Raw genomic sequence first — 14464 nt, 5'->3', positions numbered from 1 at the left:
GCTGACCTCCATGAACGCCTGATTGGCATATTTGATGTAGCTCTCGGTGTCCGTGGTGGACATCAGAGTCGCGTGCTCATCAAAGCTGTACTCCCGCTGTGTCACTGGTGCATTGACTCTCATAGATGCCGCTTTTTGGTCATTAATCGAGAAAAACTGCACAGCTTGTGCCGCAGCCTTCACTGCGGCAACCACCTCTGTGTGTATCAATTATTTACATGTTTTTTGCGGCCCATCCATTCCTGAAAAAGCAGTTGTTGCTAGCCTGCGTCAACGTAGATACAGAGTCCTGAACCCTTCATTCAAACGCGCTTTTCTCCTACAAAGGCAGCCGCGCATCATCCTTGATCTCCTCCATCACCGCATAGGTTCTGGTCTCGCGCACGCCCGGAAGCTGCCACAGCACCCGGCCCGCGAAGTCACGGTAAGCCGCCATATCGGCCATGCGGGTCTTGAGCAGATAGTCAAATCCCCCTGCCACCATATGGCACTCCATGATGGCCGGGTACGCCAGCACGGCGGCCTTGAACTCGTCAAACACATGGGGCGTGGTGCGGTCCAGCAGCACCTCGACAAACACCGTCATGCCCACGCCCAGCTTCTGCGGGTTCAGCCGCGCTTCGTAGCCCAGGATGTAACCATCGCGTGTAAGCCGGGCCACACGGGCCTGTACGGCTGTGGGCGACAGCGCCACCTGCTCTGCCAGGCGCAGATTGGAGATGCGCCCATCGGTTTGCAGAATTGCCAGTATTTTTCGATCAATCCTGTCGATATCCACTTCTGAAGCGTCATTCACTGGTGAATTCCTCTTTTTAATTCGCTCAATATAGTGATTCATTTTTCGACAAACCAGCAATGATTTTCCCTATGTAGACAGCTGCGCCCGGGCCGCATGCAATGCAGCTGTGAACATGGTGAAGGCCGCGCACCCGCTCGCGTCCAGGCTCTACGACACCTGCACAGACATGCCGACTTTCACTGCGCTGCCAGATTCCAGCCGCCCTGCCGATGAACTGCGTCAAGCCATCAGTTGCGCCACCCGCATGGCCGAGTCCGATGCCGTGGCCCGGCTGCTGCCTGCCGCCACGCTGCCGCCCGCCCAGGCTGCCCAGGTCGCTGCCCATGCGCAAAAGCTGGTCCAGCAACTGCGCGCCCAACCCGCCAGCGCTGGGCGACAGGGGCTGGTGCAAGGTCTGCTGCAGGAGTTTTCGCTGTCCTCGCAGGAAGGCGTGGCGCTGATGTGCCTGGCCGAAGCCTTGCTGCGCATCCCCGATGCGGCTACCCGTGATGCACTGATCCGCGACAAGCTGCGCGGCGGCGACTGGCAGGCTCATCTGGGCAAGAGCCCCTCGCTCTTTGTCAATGCAGCTGCCTGGGGACTGGTGGTCACCGGAAAGCTGGTCGATACGCATAGCGAGTCAGGCCTGCTCGCGGCGCTCAAACGCATCACAGCCAGGGGCGGCGAGCCGCTGGTGCGCAAGGGCGTGGACATGGCCATGCGCCTGATGGGCGAACAGTTTGTGATGGGCGAGACCATTTCCCAGGCTCTGGAGCGCGCACGCGAGCTGCAGGCCAGGGGCTTTCGCTATTCCTACGACATGCTCGGCGAGGCCGCACTCACCGCAGAGGATGCGCAGCGCTACATGCAGTCCTATGTGAATGCGATTCATGCGATCGGCAAGGCCGCTGACGGCAAGGGCGTCTATGAACGGCCGGGCATTTCCATCAAGCTCAGCGCCCTGCACCCGCGCTACAGCCGCGCGCAATGGCAGCGCGTGATGAGCGAGCTGCTGCCACGCGTGCTGCAACTGTGCGAGCTGGCACGCAGCTACGACATAGGACTCAATATCGACGCCGAAGAAGCCGACCGCCTGGAGCTGTCGCTGGACCTGCTGGAACAATTGGCCCATGCCCCTGGCCTGGCAGGCTGGAACGGCCTGGGCTTTGTGATTCAGGCCTATCAAAAACGTTGTCCCTATGTGATCGACTATCTGATCGACCTGGCCCGACGCAGCGGACGCCGCCTGATGGTGCGCCTGGTCAAAGGCGCTTACTGGGATAGCGAAATCAAGCGTGCCCAAATCGACGGTCTGAGCGACTACCCGGTCTACACCCGCAAGCACCACACCGATGTGGCCTATATTGCCTGCGCTCGCAAGCTGCTGGCCGCACCCAGCGCCATCTACCCGCAATTCGCCACCCATAACGCCCAGACCGTGGCCAGCATCGAATCCTTGGCAGGTGCCCAGCCCTACAGCGCTGGACGTTATGAGTTTCAATGCCTGCACGGCATGGGCGAGCAACTCTACCTGCATGTGGTCGAGGCCGAGGACAAGGCCGCACGCCGCCCCTGCCGCATCTATGCTCCCGTGGGTACGCACGAGACACTGCTGGCCTATCTGGTTCGCCGCCTGCTGGAAAACGGCGCCAACAGCTCATTCGTGCACCGCATCGCCAACCCCGACTGGCCCATCTCTGATTTGATAGCTGCCCCTGCAGACCAAACGTGGGCTGAGGGGCAGCCGGATCCCCAAACCCGGGCCGAGGTGGAAACACTGCTTGCGGCCGATGACGTAGGCCTGCCCCACCCCCGCATAGTGCTGCCGCGCGAGCTGCTGGGCAAACAGCGCCGCAACTCCTCTGGTCTGGACCTGAGCGATGACGGTGTGTTGAGCGCTCTGTCTCAAGCGCTTGCGCAAAGCCGGCCCGCACAACTTCGCCAGGGTGTCCATGCCGTGCATGCCGCCGATGCCATCGGCACAGCCATAACCAACCCGGCCAGCCATCAGGAGCTGCTGGGCTATGTCAGCGATGCCGGGCCCGCGCAGATTCAGCAGGCAATGCAGGCGGCCGCACGGGCTCAGCCCGCCTGGCAAGCCAGCCCGACCGAGCTGCGCGCCAGTCTGCTGCAGACCGCCGCCGAGCTCTTTGAAACGCAGATGCAGCCGCTGATGAGCCTGCTGATGCGCGAAGCCGGCAAGACTGCGGCCAATGCCGTGTCCGAGGTGCGCGAGGCCGTGGACTTTCTGCGCTATTACGCGGCTCAGATTCGGCGGCAAGCCGATGCGGATCTGCTCGCCCCCGGCATAGGCCCTGTGGTCTGCATCAGCCCCTGGAATTTTCCACTGGCCATCTTCACCGGCCAGGTCGCAGCCGCCCTGGGCGCTGGCAATGTGGTGCTGGCCAAGCCCGCCGAGCAAACCCCGCTGATCGCCCTTGAAGCCGTTCGCCTGCTGCATCAGGCCGGCATTGCGCCAGACGTGCTGCAACTGCTGCCCGGCCGGGGCGAGACCGTGGGCGCAGCACTGGTGGCCGATGCGCGCGTGGCAGGCGTGCTGTTCACAGGCTCCACCGAGGTGGCGCGACTGCTGGCTCTGCAGACCGCCGCCAGATTGCGCCCCGACGGCCAGCCCGTGGTGCTGGTGGCCGAAACCGGCGGCCAGAACGCCATGCTGGTGGACTCGTCCGCCCTGGTCGAACAAGCCGTGCAGGACATTGCTGCATCCGCCTTTGACAGCGCGGGCCAACGCTGCTCGGCTCTGCGCCTGCTGTGCGTGCAAAACGACTGCGCCGACCGGCTGCTGACCATGCTGTGCGGTGCCATGCAAGAGCTGCATTGCGGCAATCCGGCCGAGCTGGCCACCGATGTGGGACCCGTGATCGATGCCGATGCCAAGACTGCTATCGAGCGGCATATCGCCAGACTCAGGGCTCTGGGTCTGCGCATCCATCAATCGCCGCTGAGCCCGGAAACTGCCGCGCAAGGGCATTTTGTGGCGCCCACGCTGATCGAGCTGCCCGATCTGCATCATCTCAAGCGCGAAGTCTTCGGCCCCGTGCTCCATGTACTGCGCTATCAAAGGCGCGAGCTGCCGCAGTTGCTGGAGCGCATCAACGCCCTGGGCTACGGCCTGACCATGGGATTGCACACGCGCATCGACGAAACCGCGCAGCTAGTCGCCCAGGCGGCACATGTCGGCAATCTGTATGTGAATCGCAATATGGTGGGGGCCGTGGTCGGTGTGCAGCCCTTTGGCGGCGAGGGGCTGTCTGGCACCGGTCCCAAGGCCGGCGGCCCCCTGTATCTGCCGCGCCTGCAGCAGACACCCGGCTCGCCCCTGCGTTTGCTCAGTCTGCTGCTGCATCAATCCGGAGAGGCACAGGCAAGCGCCACACCCGTCACGGCAGCAGCGGCGACCGCCTTGCAGCAGCTGGGTCACTGGGCCAGGCAGCATGGTGAGGCCATCGTCAGCCATGATTGCGAGCGCCTGCAAGCGGCCCTGCCCGATCTGCATGCCGCACGTCTGTTGCCCGGCCCCACAGGCGAGCGCAATCTCTACCAGCTGCTGGGCAAGCCGCGCACACTGTGCCTGGCGCAGGAAAGAACCATGCTGCTGCTGCAACTGGCTGCCGCACTGGCCTGCGGCTCGCAAGCCCTGTGGGTACCCGGCCCGCTCGGCATCACAGTTCACGGCAAGCTGCCAGATGTACTGCGCCGCCATGTGCTGCTGTTGCCTGCCGAGCTGAGCGTCGAGGAAATTGCGGAGACCGAGGCCATGGATGCAGCACTGCTGGAATGCGACGCCCCCCAATTTCTACGCTGGGCGCAGACCCTGGCAAGGCGCCCCGGCCCGCTGATACTGCCCACACGCTGTGTGGCTGGCCAGCCCGTTCGGCTGGAGCGGCTCTGGCATGAACGCGCTCTATCGCACAACACGGCGGCAGCGGGCGGCAATGCGGCATTGATGACTCTGGAATAGGCAAACACCTCCTGAGGCGCTTTGCACCTTCCCCCTCTCTGCTTCGCGGGGGTCCGCCAAGGCCCTTGCTTGCTGTCCACTGCTTAGGCCATGCCTGTTTGGCGCTATGCGCCCGATGCTCACCACGCCCGTCAGAACCGCTACCAACCGCAGGTTTGCCATTGAGACCAGGCGCGAAGCCGCAGACAGTACCAAGTACGGCAAGGCGAAGCAACGACATATCAAGGGTGGTATTAGCGGGGCCAAGAAAGAAAGCACCCAGCGCAAGCAGTACCTGCGCTGGGTGCTCTTTGAGAGTCAATGAGATTTACAGCTTGGCGATGGACACCTCTGTGGACTTGACCAGAGCTACAACCTCCGAGCCCACCGCCAAGCCCAGATCATTGACCGAGCGCGTGGTGATCACCGAAGTGACGATACCCCAGGGCGTTTCCACATCCACTTCCGAGACCACGTCACCGCGGATGATTTCCTTGACCTTGCCCTTGAACTGATTGCGTACGTTGATGGCTTGAATGGACATACAAAATTCTCCTGAGAAGTCATGAAGGTTCTGAAAAACAGTGTTTGCTGCACTGCATGAAAACAATTCTGAAACCTTCTCTAAAAAACTCAAAAGAATAAAAATAAAAATTTTTATATCAAAAACATCTTATGAAAATAAGCGACCGTAGCGTGGCACAAGCCTGCGCGGCCATGCATCGCGCAGCAGTCCGATCGCGCGGATGACAAGGACGCCCAACACCACGATATGGCTGCGCAAAAAGTTCGAGGCATTGAGCACCACCTGTGCCAGCCCCTGCTGCACAGTCGCCCCATGTAGTGCAATATCAGGGGCTTGAAGCTCTTTCGGGAGGTTCGAGTTGAAATTCAGTCTTCGGCAGATTGCAGTGCCGCACGCACCACCTCGGGGGTCAGCGTAGGCACAAAGCTCTCGATGAAGGCATAGGCATAACCACGCAGCCAGGCATCGCGGCGCAGAGCCAGGCGCGTGAGATTGACCTCGAACAGATGACGGGCATCGATAGCGCGCAGATGGCGGTCGCGCTCGGCATCGAAAGCGATGGAGGCAATAATGCCCACGCCCATGCCCAGCTCCGCATAGGTCTTGATCACATCGGCATCCATGGCGGTGAGCACCACATCGGGCACCAGCCCGGTCGCCGCAAACGCCTTGTCGATATGGGCACGCCCCGTGTAACCCTGCTCGTAGGTGATGATGGGGTGGCGCGCCAGCGCTTGCAGCGTCAGTGCTCCGTCCGTATCGAGCAGTTCATGGCCGGGCGGCACGACCACACTGTGCGACCAGCGGTAGCAAGGCAGGGTCACCAGGTTCTCATAACTGCCCAGCGCCTCGGTGGCCACACCGATATCGGCCTCGCCCGATAGCAGCATCTCGGCCACCTGGCGTGGCGAACCCTGATGCAGATGCAGCGAAACCTGGGGGTAGAGCCTGCGGAAATCACGCACCACTTGGGGCAAGGCATAGCGTGCTTGGGAATGCGTAGCAGCAATCGACAGGCCGCCACGTTCGCTGGCGTGGAAGTCCTCTCCTGCGCGACGCAGATTGTCGGCTTCCAGCAGCATGCGCTCGACAATAGGCAGCAAGGCCGTGCCGGGTGGCGTCAGGCCCGTCAGACGCTTGCCGGCGCGCACAAAGATATCGATGCCCAACTCCTCCTCGAGCTCGCGAATCTGCCGGCTCACACCGGGCTGCGAGGTGTGGAGCATGGCCGCCACCTCGGTCAGATTGAAGCCACGCCTTGCCGTTTCCCGGACCGAACGCAGTTGCTGAAAATTCATATCTTGATGGCAGGCGGCACAGCTTGTGGCTGCGCCAGCCGCCTGTTTCTCTTTGTTTTCGTTGGATGCTCAAATCGCCCAGCGCAGAACCGTAGCCGGCACGCCAGGCCAGCTCGGCAATCCGGTTGCCTGTTCTGACTCGGGCTTTTGCAGCACGCGATCCAGAATGCGTGTCTCCAGCGTGGCAAAGCGGGCATCGCCATGCACACGCGGACGCGGCAAATCGATGCGCTCGTCGAGCGCAATGCGCCCGTCCTCGATCAGCACCACGCGGTCGGCCAGGGCCACGGCCTCCTGTACATCGTGCGTGACCAGCAAGGCCGTGAAGCCATGACTGCGCCACAGACCTTCGATGAGGCGGTGCATCTCGATGCGCGTCAGCGCATCAAGAGCGCCCAGCGGTTCATCGAGCAGCAGCAGTCGCGGCTGGTGAACCAGGGCACGGGCCAGGGCTACGCGCTGGCGCTGGCCGCCAGACAGCCGCGCCGGCCATTCGTTTTCGCGGTCAGCCAGTCCTACCTGCGCCAGCACCTTGCGGCCGCGCTCGCGTGCCGAATCGGGCAACCCCAGAATTACGTTGTCCAGCACCCGCTTCCAGGGCAGCAGACGCGCGTCCTGAAACATGATGCGCGTATCCCTATTCTGCCGGCGCTGCTCGCCCGCATCGATCAGTAGCTGTCCGGCACTGGCCTCTTCCAGCCCGGCCACAAGGCGCAGCAAGGTGGACTTGCCGCAGCCGCTGCGCCCAACGATGGCGATGAACTCGCCCGGCCGGACATCGAGCTGCACCTGTTTGAGCACTTCACGCTCGCCATAGCGCTTGGTCAGCTGCAGCGTCTGCAGATGCACACCCTGGGCCGCTTTCTGCTGCACATCCGGCTGCTTGCTGCTGCCCTGCTGCTCTTCTTCCTCATCCTTGGTCCGCTGCCACAGCTTTCCACTCGCCTGCAAGGCCTCGGCCTCGTCCCAGGATGCCTCCCATGCCACCAGCGGCTGACGCGCATTCAAGGCACCGGCACCCACCAGCGACTGCGTCAAACGACTCCACAAACTACTCATCGCAAGCTCCTCTCATTCTTTCCACCAAGCCCCAAAAAGCGCACTACCCAGGCCAGAGACATCCAGCAAGAGCCGTCTCGCAGCGAGGATGTCGTCCCCCTCCCAAAGAGAGAGGGGGAAGCCGCGCAGCGGCTCAGGAGGAGTCACCCCTGATACCCCGGATGCCAGCGCAGCCACCAGCGCTCCAGCGAACGAGCAAACACATCGGCCAGCTTGCCCAGAATTGCGTAGAGCAAGATGCCCACAAGCACCACATCGGTCTGCAGAAATTCACGCGCATTCATGGTCAGGTAGCCGATGCCCGCCTGGGCCGAGATGGTCTCGGCCACGATCAGAATCACCCACATCAGCCCCAGCGAAAAACGCAAGCCCACGAGGATGGAAGACAGCGCTCCCGGCAAGACGATGTCGCGATACAGCTGCCAGCGCGTGAGTCCGTAGCTGCGGCCCATCTCGATCAGACCAGGGTCCACGTTGCGAATGCCGTGAAAGGTGTTCAGATAAATGGGAAAGAACACAGAGACGCTGATCAGAAACAGCTTGGCCGATTCGTCGATGCCGAACCACAGAATGACCAGCGGAATCAGCGCCAGCGCAGGGATGTTGCGCACCATCTGGATCGTGGAATCGAGCAGCGTCTCGGCCCAGCGCAGCGAGCCTGTAAGCAGACCCAGCAGCAGGCCCAGGCTGCCACCAATGGCCAGCCCCGCCAGCGCACGCCCGGCACTGACCTTGACATGGGTCCATAACTCACCCGACTCTGCCAGAGCCCAGGCTGCACGCAACACATCCAGCGGTGCGGGCAGCACCCGCGTGGACAGCCAGCCATAGGCCGATGCGGCCTGCCAGGCAGCGATCAGCGCGACCGGCAACAGCCAGGGCAGCAGGCGCAAAGCGAACTGACGCGCCAGCAACTCAAGGCGCGGCACCGGCGGGCTTGCAGGCTGGGCAGCGGATTGCAAGGTCAGCGTTTGAACATCACTCATACACTCTCCTTCAGCTTTGCGACACTCGGACCTGCTCGCGCTCCGAAGCGGCTGCTCCCGAAGCAGCGGCTCGCGGCGAGTACAGATTGGCCACGGTCTCGCCGAAGGGGCCGCCGGGGTTGCCACCGCCGAGCTTTTCCTGCACGTTGACGGGCAGCAGCGGGAAGACCAGTTCGGCAAAGCGATAGGCTTCCTCGAGATGCGGGTAGCCCGAGAGCACAAAGGTGTCTATGCCCAGATCGGCATATTCCTTGATACGGTCGGCCACAGCCTGGGCGCTGCCCACCAGGGCCGTGCCCGCACCGCCACGCACCAAGCCCACGCCGGCCCACAGATTGGGGCTGATCTCCAGGTCCTTGCGGCTGCGCTTGGTGCCGCCCGCATGCAGCTGGGCCATGCGGCGCTGGCCTTCGGAATCCATGCGTGCAAACGCAGCCTGGGCCTGCACCACGGTCTCGTCCTTGAGGCGGCTGATCAAGCGCTCAGCATCGGCCCATGCCTCTTCATCGGTCTCGCGCACGATCACATGCAGGCGGATGCCGAACTTGACCTGGCGGCCACGGCGGTCGGCCTTCTCGCGCACATCGGCAATCTTTTTGGCGACTTCGGCCGGCGGCTCGCCCCAGGTCAGATAGGCATCGACCTGCTCTGCCGCCAGCTCATGGGCGGCAGGCGAAGAACCGCCGAAATACACGGGTGGATAGGGTTTTTGCAGCGGCGGGAACAGCAGCTTGGCACCCTTGACCTGCAGATGCCGACCTTCGAAATCCAGCGACTTTCCCTCATGGCTGCGTGCCAGAATCTCGCGCCAGATCTCGATGAACTCGGCCGATTGTTCATAGCGCGTCGCATGATCGAGAAACACGCCATCACCCTCCAGCTCAGCCTGATCGCCGCCGGTGACCAGATTGATCAGCAGCCGCCCCCCGGAAAGCCGGTCGAAGCTGGCTGCCATGCGAGCAGCCAGGCTGGGCTGATGCAGACCGGGACGCACGGCCACCAGGAACTTGAGGCGCTTGGTGACGGGCAACAGGCTGGACGCCACTACCCAGGGATCTTCGCAGGAGCGGCCCGTGGGAATCAGCACGCCTTCGTAGCCGAGGCTGTCGGCCGCCACGGCAACCTGCTTGACATAGTCATGGCTCAGCTGGCGTGCGCCTTCGCTGCTACCCAGGTAGCGGGCATCACCATGGGTGGGAATGAACCAGAACACTTGCATGACGAAATCTCCTTGAACCTGACTTAGAACCTGGATGCCACGGCGGGCGTGATGGATGAAGCGGCGGCTCTCGCCTGGCCATAGCCTGCGTATTCAGCCGCTGTGGGCTGCCAGACGATCTCGGCCACCTTCACCTGGCGTGGAATCACGCCCAGACGAAAAAAGGTATCGGCCACGCGCTGCTGCTCGACCACGATGGCGGGATTGAGCAGCGTGGTCGGCGAGCTGGGCCTGCGGCCGATAAAGCGGCTGACCACATTCGCATCCAGCCCGCTGAAGGCAGCCAGCAGTTGCACGGCTTCCTTGCGCGAGGCCTGCACCAGCTGATCGGCACGCGTGAGCTCGTCGAACAAGGCCTTGATGAGCTGGGGATGGTGCTCGACCAGGCCTCGCGAAGCCAGATAGAAGGAGTTGTTGCCCGACAGCCCTTCACCGCTGGTCAGCACGCGCGCTCGGATGCTCAGCTCGGTGGCCGCATAGAACGGGTCCCAGATGGCCCAGGCATCGACGCTTGCGCGCTCGAAAGCCGCGCGCGCATCGGCCGGGGCCAGATAAACAGGCTGAATGTCGGCCCAGGCAATACCTGCCTTGTCCAGCGCCCGCACCAGCAGGTAATGGGCGCTTGAGCCTTTTTGCAGCGCCACGCGCCTGCCTTTGAGGTCGGCCAGGGTCTTCAGCGGCGAATCGGCGAGCACCAGAATGGCCGAGCTTTCAGGCTTGGGCGGCTCGGCCCCTACATAGCGCAGGTCCTTGCCTGCAGCCTGGGCAAACACGGGTGGCGAATCGCCGGTCAGGCCAAAGTCCAGGCTTCCGGCCGACAGCGCCTCCAGCAACTGCGGCCCGGCTGGAAACTCCAGCCAGCTGATCCTGGTGCCTGGAAAGCGCTTTTCCAGAACGCCATGCTGCTTGAGCACGACCAGATTGACGGCCGACTTCTGATAGCCGATGCGCAACTGGGCCGGAGCCGCAACAACCGGCACAGGCTGGGCCAGTGCATCGTCGGCGTAATAGGCGGCCAGGGTCCAGCTGAAAGCCGTGGTGCCCAGCAGCTGCAGTGCCTGGCGACGGCCGCGATGGAAACGGGGTGAAGAGGATGCACGACTCATGGCAATGACCTTTTCATGAATCAGCGGCTGGCCAGCAAGTCCACGGGCGCGGCATGCAGCAAATTGAGCTTCTTGGGGATCAGCTTGAGATCGAAGAAGGTGTCGGCAATCTTTTGCTGCTCGCCCAGGATTTCGGCATTCACTGCCTTGGTGCCGAACTCGGCGCGGCTCAGGTACAGCTCGGTCACGGTGGTGTCCAGGCCCAGGATCTGCGACAGCTCTGCCGCTGCTGCGCTCTTGTTCTTGCTGGCCCAGGCATCGATGGCGGCAATTTCCTCGATCGCGATGCGCAGCACATCGGCATTGCGGCTCGCATAGTCACGTGAGGTGAAGTAGTAGGCGCGGTTGTTGACCACGCCCTTGGCATCGGCCAGCAGGCGTGCATCCAGAGCTTTCTGGGCCGAGGCCAGGAACGGGTCCCAGATCACCCAGGCATCGACCGAGCCCTTCTCGAACGCGGCCCGCGCATCGGGAGGAGCCAGAAAGACCGACTGCACATCGCCGTACTTGAGGCCATGCTTTTCCAGCAGCTTGACCAGGAAGTAATGAACGTTGGAGCCCTTGTTGTAGGCAATGCGCTTGCCCTTGAGGTCGGCCACGCTGCGGATCGCCGAGCCCTTGGGCACGATCACCGCTTCCAGGCCGGGTCGTGCCACCGTGGCACCCGCATAGACCAGGGGCGCGCCGGCGGCCTGGGCAAAGATGGGCGGGGCCTCGCCCACATCGCCAAAGTCAATCGAGCCGACATTGAGCGCTTCCAGTTGCACAGGTCCGGCATTGAATTCAACCCAGCGCACGGCCACGCCCAGCGGGGTCAGGCGCTTTTCCAGGGTGCCGCGATTCTTGAGAATCGACAGCCAGCCTTTTTGATGGCCCACGCGCAGCACGCGCTGCCCGCCTGCCGTGCCATTGCCCTGCTGTGCATGCAGTGCGCCCGAGGCCAGGGCCAGCGCCGAGGCTGCCGTACCCGCCAGCCACTGACGGCGTGTGGTGTTCAGCAATTGCGACGAAATGACGACAGAAGTGTTGTTGCGATCGGTCATGAGAAATCAATCCTTGGAGCTTGCCGTCCACACACTTCAGACGCACCTTCGGCCTGATTTCAGGCGCAACTCGGCCTTCGCAGTGCGGGGACTGCTATCAAAAACAGAGACATGGAGAAATGGGCGCCGCCCCGTCAGTGAGGCAGCAAGCAAGGGGCGCCCCGCAGCGATGCTGCCGTCCCCTCGGGGGAAGCCGCGTAGCGGCTCAAGGGGGCGCTAGTTCAAACGCTACATCGCACGTCGGAGAACGCGATGCTTTCAAAGTCATTGGCTGCGGCCCATTGGGCACTGCGGCGCAGATCGCCGGCCAGCAACTGGGCGGCATCCTCGACGCGCTCGGCGATCTCGGGGGCCAGGCCGTAACCGCCTTCAGGCAGCAGGGGCACCCCCTGGTCGGTGGCATAGATGCCCGGCAGTATGTGGCGTGCGCCAAGCGACTGCAGCACGGGGCGCAGCGCATAGTCCAGCGCCAGCATATGGTGGGGGCTGCCGCCCGTGGCCAGGGGCAGTACCAGCTTTCCCTTGAGCGCCGTCTGCGGCAGCACATCGAGAAAGACCTTGAGCAGGCCGCTGTAGGCCGCCTTGTAAACGGGTGTTGCCACCACCACCGCGTCGGCCTGGGCCACTCTATCGGTCACGGCACGAATCTCGGAGTGATCGAAGCGGGCATGCAACAGGGCTGCGGGGTCCAGCTGGTTGAGCTGCAGCACGGGCTCGGTGCTCAGGCCCTGAGCCTGCAGGCGGGCAGCCACGGCATTGAGCAGGGCACTGGAGCGCGAAGGCTGCGAGGGACTACCGGCAATCAGCAAAATCGACATGGCTTGGCTCTATCTTTTAGTTATTGCAAAGACAGGAGCACTGATCGCGCTCCCGCCCTGCGTTTCACTTATTTCTTGGTATAGATCTGATCGAAGCTGCCGCCGTCTGCAAAGTGAGCCTTGTCTGCTGCTGCCCAGCCGCCAAAGGCCTTGTCGATGGTGAACAGCTCCAGCTTGGGGAACTGGCCGGCAAACTCGGCTGCCACCTTGGCATCGGTCGGGCGGTAGAAGTTCTTGCCGGCAATGCGCTGGGCCTCCTCGGAGTACAGATACTTCAGATAGGCCTCGGCCACGCCACGCGTGCCCTTTTTATCGACCACCTTGTCGACCACGGCCACCGAAGGCTCGGCCAGGATGGACAGCGAAGGCGCGACGATCTGGAACTTCTCTGGGCCGAACTCCTTGAGTGCCAGATAGGCTTCGTTCTCCCAGGCCAGCAGCACATCGCCCAGGCCGCGCTGCACAAAGGTCACGGTGGAGCCGCGCGCGCCGGTGTCCAGCACGGGCACGTTCTTGTAGAGCTTGGTGATGAAATCCTTGGCCTGTGCATCGCCGCCGTACTTGCGCTTGGCAAATTCCCAGGCTGCCAGATAGTTCCAGCGTGCACCGCCCGAGGTCTTGGGGTTGGGCGTGATCACCTGGATGCCGGGCTTGACCAGATCGTCCCAGTCCTTGATGCCCTTGGGATTGCCCTTCTTGACCAGGAACACGATGGTGGAGCTGTAGGGCGCGCTGTTGTGCGGCAGGCGCTTTTGCCAGTCGGCCTTGACATTGCCGTTCTTGACCAGGGCGTCGATATCGCCGGCCAGGGCCAGCGTGGCCACGTCGGCCTCAATGCCGTCGATGATGGAGCGCGCCTGCTTGCCCGAGCCGCCATGCGACTGCTTGATGGTCACATCCTGGTTCTGCGTTGCCTTCCAGTGCTTGGCAAACGCCTGGTTGTAGTTCACATACAGCTCGCGTGTGGGGTCGTAGGAAACGTTGAGCAGCTGCACACCGGTTTGTGCAAAAGCGGGCAATGTGGGCAGAGCCGAGAGGGTCAAGCCAGCAATCAGACCGGCAGCCAGAGGAAACTTGATAAAGTTGCGACGATTTTTCATTGGACTGTGTTCTTGGAGTGAATGGTTAACGGGCTTCTGCCCCGTTGCTGTGCATTCTTGAGCCGCATTCTTAAAACTCAAACTACTAAGATTTCAGTTTGTTATTACCCAAACATCTGAGATCAACCAAGAGGACCCTACACATGGCACGTACCGTTCACTGCATCAAGCTTGGTCAAGACGCTGAAGGCCTGGATTTCCCTCCTGCCCCGGGCGAACTGGGCAAGCGCATCTATGAAAGCGTGAGCAAGCAGGCCTGGGCCGACTGGCTCAAGCACCAGACCATGCTGATCAATGAAAACCGTCTGAACCTGGCCGATGCCCGCGCCCGCCAGTATCTGGCTCGCCAGATGGAAAACCATTTCTTTGGCGGCGGTGCCGATGCCGCAGCCGGCTATGTGCCTCCCAGCGCCGAGTAAGCTCTTCTGACTCGGACACCAAGCCCCGCGGCCCTGCCCCGGGGCTTTTTCATGTGTGAATTCGCTGCCGTAGCGGCGATGTCGCACGGCCGCTGCGCATCTGGCCGGGTCACCGAGGACGGCCTGCCGATCGCGGCAGGAGCTGCGTCGG

General features: G+C 62.6%; 13 protein-coding genes and 1 pseudogene. 3 read left to right on the top strand and 11 right to left on the bottom strand.

From position 1 onward, the window contains the following. Together V8Z78_RS24160 and V8Z78_RS24155 are read right to left on the bottom strand one after the other, a co-directional pair. Positions 1-195: pseudogene (locus V8Z78_RS24160) on the bottom strand (hypothetical protein); the annotation flags it as partial. A 124-nt stretch (positions 196-319) separates the two neighbouring features. Continuing rightward, positions 320-796 carry an Lrp/AsnC ligand binding domain-containing protein gene (locus tag V8Z78_RS24155; protein WP_003066527.1) on the bottom strand — a complete coding sequence of 159 codons (477 nt, stop codon included), beginning with the start codon at positions 794-796 and terminating at the stop codon, positions 320-322. A 115-nt stretch (positions 797-911) separates the two neighbouring features. On the opposite strand from V8Z78_RS24155, the gene putA reads away from it, so the two are divergent. Further along, positions 912-4760 (top strand): trifunctional transcriptional regulator/proline dehydrogenase/L-glutamate gamma-semialdehyde dehydrogenase, encoded by a 3849-nt coding sequence (gene putA / locus V8Z78_RS24150; protein WP_349732295.1) that lies wholly within the window; start codon positions 912-914, stop codon positions 4758-4760. Between the two features lie 115 nt (positions 4761-4875). After that, the gene (locus V8Z78_RS24145) at positions 4876-5064 is read left to right on the top strand and encodes a hypothetical protein (protein WP_003066532.1); all 189 of its coding nucleotides are present in this window, start codon (positions 4876-4878) and stop codon (positions 5062-5064) included. 3 nt (positions 5065-5067) lie between these two features. Here the strand turns inward: V8Z78_RS24145 and V8Z78_RS24140 are convergent, their stop codons facing one another. From V8Z78_RS24140 to V8Z78_RS24100, 9 genes are all read right to left on the bottom strand, one after another. After that, positions 5068-5283, bottom strand: a complete 216-nt coding sequence (locus tag V8Z78_RS24140) for a TOBE domain-containing protein (protein WP_003053517.1) — start codon at positions 5281-5283, stop codon at positions 5068-5070. 347 nt (positions 5284-5630) lie between these two features. Then, positions 5631-6563 (bottom strand): CysB family HTH-type transcriptional regulator, encoded by a 933-nt coding sequence (locus tag V8Z78_RS24135; protein ID WP_063664192.1) that lies wholly within the window; start codon positions 6561-6563, stop codon positions 5631-5633. Positions 6564-6632: 69 nt separating this feature from the next. Next, positions 6633-7622 carry an ATP-binding cassette domain-containing protein gene (locus V8Z78_RS24130; RefSeq protein ID WP_349732294.1) on the bottom strand — a complete coding sequence of 330 codons (990 nt, stop codon included), beginning with the start codon at positions 7620-7622 and terminating at the stop codon, positions 6633-6635. A 143-nt stretch (positions 7623-7765) separates the two neighbouring features. Beyond that, positions 7766-8608, bottom strand: a complete 843-nt coding sequence (gene ssuC, locus V8Z78_RS24125) for an aliphatic sulfonate ABC transporter permease SsuC (protein ID WP_003066538.1) — start codon at positions 8606-8608, stop codon at positions 7766-7768. Positions 8609-8618: 10 nt separating this feature from the next. Further along, positions 8619-9827, bottom strand: a complete 1209-nt coding sequence (gene ssuD, locus V8Z78_RS24120) for an FMNH2-dependent alkanesulfonate monooxygenase (RefSeq protein ID WP_003066540.1) — start codon at positions 9825-9827, stop codon at positions 8619-8621. A gap of 23 nt (positions 9828-9850) precedes the next feature. Then, complete coding sequence (locus tag V8Z78_RS24115) at positions 9851-10933, bottom strand: sulfonate ABC transporter substrate-binding protein (RefSeq protein ID WP_057092643.1); 1083 nt, start codon at positions 10931-10933, stop codon at positions 9851-9853. Positions 10934-10953: 20 nt separating this feature from the next. Beyond that, a complete protein-coding gene (locus tag V8Z78_RS24110; protein WP_349732293.1) occupies positions 10954-11976 on the bottom strand; it encodes a sulfonate ABC transporter substrate-binding protein in 1023 nt (340 codons plus the stop codon). Positions 11977-12197: 221 nt separating this feature from the next. After that, the gene (gene ssuE / locus V8Z78_RS24105) at positions 12198-12794 is read right to left on the bottom strand and encodes an NADPH-dependent FMN reductase (protein WP_057092645.1); all 597 of its coding nucleotides are present in this window, start codon (positions 12792-12794) and stop codon (positions 12198-12200) included. Between the two features lie 68 nt (positions 12795-12862). Further along, positions 12863-13894 carry a sulfate ABC transporter substrate-binding protein gene (locus V8Z78_RS24100; protein WP_057092646.1) on the bottom strand — a complete coding sequence of 344 codons (1032 nt, stop codon included), beginning with the start codon at positions 13892-13894 and terminating at the stop codon, positions 12863-12865. Between the two features lie 143 nt (positions 13895-14037). On the opposite strand from V8Z78_RS24100, the gene V8Z78_RS24095 reads away from it, so the two are divergent. Further along, positions 14038-14313 carry an oxidative damage protection protein gene (locus V8Z78_RS24095; RefSeq protein ID WP_003053502.1) on the top strand — a complete coding sequence of 92 codons (276 nt, stop codon included), beginning with the start codon at positions 14038-14040 and terminating at the stop codon, positions 14311-14313. The last annotated feature ends 151 nt before the right edge of the window (positions 14314-14464 follow it).

The organism is Comamonas sp. wu1-DMT (assembly GCF_040187805.1).
GTDB lineage: Bacteria > Pseudomonadota > Gammaproteobacteria > Burkholderiales > Burkholderiaceae_C > Comamonas > Comamonas thiooxydans.
This window is presented reverse-complemented; position numbering and strand designations above follow the sequence as displayed.

Excerpts from the sequence above, each read along its gene's own strand:
- putA (WP_349732295.1), top strand. The coding sequence starts at position 912 with ATGGTGAAGGCCGCGCACCCGCTCGCGTCCAGGCTCTACGACACCTGC.
- V8Z78_RS24145 (WP_003066532.1), top strand. The coding sequence starts at position 4,876 with ATGCTCACCACGCCCGTCAGAACCGCTACCAACCGCAGGTTTGCCATT.
- V8Z78_RS24140 (WP_003053517.1), bottom strand. The coding sequence starts at position 5,283 with ATGTCCATTCAAGCCATCAACGTACGCAATCAGTTCAAGGGCAAGGTC.
- V8Z78_RS24135 (WP_063664192.1), bottom strand. The coding sequence starts at position 6,563 with ATGAATTTTCAGCAACTGCGTTCGGTCCGGGAAACGGCAAGGCGTGGC.
- V8Z78_RS24130 (WP_349732294.1), bottom strand. The coding sequence starts at position 7,622 with ATGAGTAGTTTGTGGAGTCGTTTGACGCAGTCGCTGGTGGGTGCCGGT.
- ssuC (WP_003066538.1), bottom strand. The coding sequence starts at position 8,608 with ATGAGTGATGTTCAAACGCTGACCTTGCAATCCGCTGCCCAGCCTGCA.
- ssuD (WP_003066540.1), bottom strand. The coding sequence starts at position 9,827 with ATGCAAGTGTTCTGGTTCATTCCCACCCATGGTGATGCCCGCTACCTG.
- V8Z78_RS24115 (WP_057092643.1), bottom strand. The coding sequence starts at position 10,933 with ATGAGTCGTGCATCCTCTTCACCCCGTTTCCATCGCGGCCGTCGCCAG.
- V8Z78_RS24110 (WP_349732293.1), bottom strand. The coding sequence starts at position 11,976 with ATGACCGATCGCAACAACACTTCTGTCGTCATTTCGTCGCAATTGCTG.
- ssuE (WP_057092645.1), bottom strand. The coding sequence starts at position 12,794 with ATGTCGATTTTGCTGATTGCCGGTAGTCCCTCGCAGCCTTCGCGCTCC.
- V8Z78_RS24100 (WP_057092646.1), bottom strand. The coding sequence starts at position 13,894 with ATGAAAAATCGTCGCAACTTTATCAAGTTTCCTCTGGCTGCCGGTCTG.
- V8Z78_RS24095 (WP_003053502.1), top strand. The coding sequence starts at position 14,038 with ATGGCACGTACCGTTCACTGCATCAAGCTTGGTCAAGACGCTGAAGGC.